The sequence below is a fragment of the Longitalea arenae genome, from assembly GCF_016924755.1.
Taxonomy (GTDB): domain Bacteria; phylum Bacteroidota; class Bacteroidia; order Chitinophagales; family Chitinophagaceae; genus Niastella; species Niastella arenae.
In genome coordinates, this window is record NZ_JAFFJX010000039.1 from 1 (window position 1) to 4213 (window position 4213).

General features: G+C 36.0%; 7 protein-coding genes. 1 reads left to right on the forward strand and 6 read right to left on the reverse strand.

What is annotated here, in order from left to right; translation table 11 throughout:
• Window positions 1-892: 892 nt before the first annotated feature.
• The 6 genes from JT717_RS28250 to JT717_RS28275 form a co-directional block, all read right to left on the reverse strand.
• Window positions 893-1372: a hypothetical protein gene (locus JT717_RS28250; protein ID WP_205514706.1), complete on the reverse strand. Its 480-nt coding sequence runs from the start codon at window positions 1370-1372 to the stop codon at window positions 893-895.
• A gap of 104 nt (window positions 1373-1476) precedes the next feature.
• Window positions 1477-1932: a hypothetical protein gene (locus JT717_RS28255; protein WP_205514707.1), complete on the reverse strand. Its 456-nt coding sequence runs from the start codon at window positions 1930-1932 to the stop codon at window positions 1477-1479.
• 27 nt (window positions 1933-1959) lie between these two features.
• Entirely contained in the window at window positions 1960-2235 is a 276-nt protein-coding gene (locus JT717_RS28260) for an RHS repeat domain-containing protein (protein WP_205514711.1), read from the reverse strand.
• Between the two features lie 59 nt (window positions 2236-2294).
• Entirely contained in the window at window positions 2295-2795 is a 501-nt protein-coding gene (locus JT717_RS28265) for a hypothetical protein (protein WP_205514708.1), read from the reverse strand.
• 2 nt (window positions 2796-2797) lie between these two features.
• Window positions 2798-3133, reverse strand: coding sequence for a hypothetical protein (locus JT717_RS28270; protein ID WP_205514709.1), 336 nt, complete (start codon window positions 3131-3133; stop codon window positions 2798-2800).
• A 200-nt stretch (window positions 3134-3333) separates the two neighbouring features.
• Window positions 3334-3588 carry a tyrosine-type recombinase/integrase gene (locus JT717_RS28275; protein WP_240348468.1) on the reverse strand — a complete coding sequence of 85 codons (255 nt, stop codon included), beginning with the start codon at window positions 3586-3588 and terminating at the stop codon, window positions 3334-3336.
• Window positions 3589-3665: 77 nt separating this feature from the next.
• On the opposite strand from JT717_RS28275, the gene JT717_RS28960 reads away from it, so the two are divergent.
• A complete protein-coding gene (locus JT717_RS28960) occupies window positions 3666-4157 on the forward strand; it encodes a transposase family protein (protein WP_205514710.1) in 492 nt (163 codons plus the stop codon).
• The last annotated feature ends 56 nt before the right edge of the window (window positions 4158-4213 follow it).

Here is a 4213-nt window from a genome sequence, read left to right on the forward strand (position 1 = left end):
GAGGTTCTTCACACAATTGCAGACCATCCTGTTAATAGAGTTCACGAGCTACTTCCTCATCGCTTCAAAAAATAGTTCTTACGTGTTTTTGAGCAGCTTAGCAATATGTACTTAGTCGAAGGCATACGGCAAAATCAGCTATTTATATTTTCGGTCGATTTTTTGGTCGATTCAATGAGCTGGGGAAGTTTATTCTTACCAGGGGAGGTCAGGTAAACGTTGGCGAGGTAAAGGTAGGTGTAATTTTTATACTTTACCGATCTATCACTTTCAATTGGAAAGGAACAAATATTGTCCGTCTTCGCCTTTTTTGAAACATGGAAAACTCCTAAACACCCAATTAATATAATCAAAACAAGTGCTTTGCCGATTCTAATTGCTCTACTGAAATAATCTGATCTCTATTGCTGCGAAACTCGATAATGGACACTGTAAAATAAACTAGGCTATAATAAGCCTCGTTGGCAACTGTTGTTTTTAGCGGCTTTTGTACATAGCCAAGCTCCATCAAGTAAAAAAATCAATTGCCAACGAGATGACATTTGTTTTCTGAATTATTAAATGACACAGTTTGTTTTACACTCCCGATAACTCTTGCCCGATGTGGAGCCTGATGGGTTATATGAATTCTCGTTGGCAACTAACGTTTTTAGGAATTTTGTACATCACCAAGCTGCATCAAGCAAAAACACCAATTTCCAACGAGATTTCATTCGTTCTCTGATTCATTGAATGACCGATTTTATTTTTACACTCCCGCTGTCTAAAGCACCCGCGAGATAAACGTAACTATTAACTTATTTTTAAACCAGATCCAAATTAAAGTCTTAAAAACACCAATTGGTTTATGACTTAAAAATCAATAAACAAGGTATCTATTTAGACAAAGTTATTATCGAACAATTACTGTGTTCGTTAATTGAACATCTTCTACCTTCAGTTTAGGATTTCTAAGCATTGCATTATTAATGCCGTGAAATTCCGAACTTCTACCTGCAATCTTAAGAATTGTTTCGTTTTTGGGGTGGTTGCCAAAATATTTACGAGTTTCTTCCCAAATAATTAAAAAAGATTCCGTTTCCTTGTATTGAATTTCATTTATTTGATCACCAATCTTCTCAATATATGTATTTGGCCATTTTAAATTTGGCAATAACTGTCTTACAAATGCAATCGGCAAAAATAAAAATATTTCAATAGCATCTTCTGGGTTTATGCCGTTAGACTTAAAAAGATTTATTACTTCTTCATCTTCAAGAGATCCATCATTCATGCTTAAAAGGCCAATCGCTTTGTTGACATGATCTCTAAAATTTGATGATATTTTTATTTTTGATCCTGTTTTGTTCCTATAATTATCAAAAAACTTCATATAAATTAATTTAAAAGTCTTACTTATCGTTACCAAAAATTAGCTGGCAATTCGGGCACATTGAAATAACAGATTGATCTCGAGGTCGAATTGCGGGGGTGAACTTAAGATCGATTAGCTCCATGGAATTCCGCACAACAACCTAATGTGTTACCATTTACTTTCTCACCAATTTTTCCAACCTTCTCAACTTCCTTTGCCAAATTAGGCGCTACCGCATTTGGCCATTTCCCTGATGGGGTAATGACAGCATCTCCTGTAATAGCCATAGTTCCAACAGTTGCTGGCGCTTGGTTATTCGCAGTAAACTCCCAAGTCTTGTTTATCACTTCCCATCTCATTGTTTCAAGTCTGATTTCTCGTATATATCTGCCAGTACCTTCGGTAGCCAAAACAACGGTACTTTCAGCGCCTTTTTCACCTATTATTTTTCCTAATCCATATAACCCTTCATCTCTTACAGTTACCAGATTATTCCATGCACTTTTAAGAGGCCCGTACATTCCATTTGTAGCAACGCCCAATGCATTTTCCCTGAAAGATGTCAGACCGAGTTCCAAGTATTGTTGAAATACCCAACAAACCCATCAGCCCCCCTGCAACAGACCCGGCTTTGAGGAATCTCCTAAAGGATCCATATACCTTATTGGATTATCCAACATCGCAGTATACGGCGACCACGATTCTGCACTTTCAATTTTAGGGTCTATTAGACAAAATCGTCCAACCTGTGGGTCAAATGTTCTATAAAAAACATCATATTGATTTAACTCTAAATCGGTTGCATGTTCTATACCATTAAATCTCTTTCTATTTTCAGGGTAGCAAGAGTTGAGTGCCTTGGAACTTATCCCGGCCATCATCAACCCAAAAGGATAACAATGTGTTTCCTCCAGAATTTGTGATCTTCCAGGAAAGACTATCACCTACCAATCGTAAAATTTTTTATAAAACTAATTTTATCGATTGATGACACACCCGGCACGCCCGATATTTCAACAATCATAAAATACCTTGGCCGTCCTGTAAATGGTCTTTGGAATGGCTTATGATTTATATTAACTTCTGCTTTCTTGTCCCCATTTAATTTCCAGAGAATTGGTTTAAAAACCCATTTCTTTGAGGCTGTTGTAATGGCATTAATTAGAGCTTGCCAAACGCTATCAGACAAAGCATAATCATTTCCAATACCACTCAATGGGATATATTTTTCAGAAGTGATTATTCCCGCTGTGTCAGTAGTGAAATAGCACCCAAAATAAACAATAGCATCGTCTGTTTCAAGTCTATCATAAATCTTACTATCAATTACAGGTGATTTATAATTTTTAAATAATTTGTCTGGATGCTCATACTTATTAAACTGTCCAAATGTCAATATTGGAAAGAAAATTACAATAATTAAATTCAATAAATAGTTCATACTTATTCTTGTTTATTTTCTGATTTTTTTCTTTGCTCGTATTCTTCATATTCCGCTTTGAAATACTCATACTTTACGTTTATAAACCTTTCAGCAAATTTCTGTTTTCTTATACTTTCCGCTTTTAGCTTATTGGCACTTTTTTCTTTTTTTGAACCAGCCATATTTTCCAAAGCCTGAGCCTGATTCTCAAGCTCATCATTTTCAGTTTTTAAAGCTGAATAAAGCTTAAAATGCTCAATTGTACCAGCATCTTTACCTGCCGCTTTTTCAGGGTTAGCAGAATGTTGCAATTTGAAAATCCTTAAGATATGTAATAAAGTAAATGCTGAATACACAGATATGGGTGACCTCTTATAATTGAATCTACACACAGCATCGTATAAATACTTTTGTCACACGAAATGAAAGAACACATTCGGTGATCTTAGATTCAGGGGTTACGAATATATTTAAACTTGTGTAAAAAGTATTGCAACCCTAAGCCTAATCACAAAAATCAATTTATTTTTCTGACTGCCAAGGAGATTATCCGCACTTATTGAAACTTATCTCTCAAATGCTTCATATCCTCACTGATTTTCTTATCGAGAATCTTCGCATAGTGCTGCGTAGTTCGTAGATTCCTATGCCCCAGCATCTTTGAAACCGTTTCAATAGGCACCCCATTAGTAAGCGTTACAGTGGTTGCGAACGTATGCCGGGCAATGTGGTAAGTAAGTGTTTTATGTATGCCGCATGCGTCCGCAATTTCCTTCAGGTGTAGAATCCGGCGATGTTGGTTCTTCGTCAAATTTGGGGGTTACGTTAGTTTCACACAACAGCTTTTTGATTCGAAAATAAGGGCGTAACCTAGCCCAAACAATTGGAATGTTGCTCCATGAATTATTATTTGAGAATGTAACAGGGAATTTTGAAATAAATTCAAGTATAAAGGAATCGCGCAAAATTATCTTAAATGTTCATTGCACACAATTTAAGAACACATGCCCCGATTGCAATGTACATAGTACTCGTTTACATAGTTATTATGTTAGGAGAGTGAAAGATTTGCCAATTTTAGGTTATAGCATTGTTCTTACCTTAAGAGTTGGCAAATTCTATTGTAAGAATAGCAAATGTTCCAGAAAAGTGTTTTCTCAGCGATTTCCGGTCCACTTTCCTCCATATAAACGTAATACAATACGATTAGACGATAAGCTACTTAAAATTGCTTTGCTAATGGGTGGCAATCCTGGAAAAAAGCTATGTGACACATTAAATATTGAAACAAGCAGTAGTAGCTTGATCCGTATGCCTTCGACTAAGTACATATTGCTAAGCTGCTCAAAAACACGTAAGAACTATTTTTTGAAGCGATGAGGAAGTAGCTCGTGAACTCTATTAACAGGATGGTCTGCAATTGTGTGAAGAACCTC

Bases quoted from the DNA above. Each gene is read 5' to 3' on its own strand.
- JT717_RS28250 (WP_205514706.1), bottom strand. From the start codon at position 1,372: ATGAAGTTTTTTGATAATTATAGGAACAAAACAGGATCAAAAATAAAA.
- JT717_RS28260 (WP_205514711.1), bottom strand. From the start codon at position 2,235: ATGATGGCCGGGATAAGTTCCAAGGCACTCAACTCTTGCTACCCTGAA.
- JT717_RS28265 (WP_205514708.1), bottom strand. From the start codon at position 2,795: ATGAACTATTTATTGAATTTAATTATTGTAATTTTCTTTCCAATATTG.
- JT717_RS28960 (WP_205514710.1), top strand. From the start codon at position 3,666: ATGTTGCTCCATGAATTATTATTTGAGAATGTAACAGGGAATTTTGAA.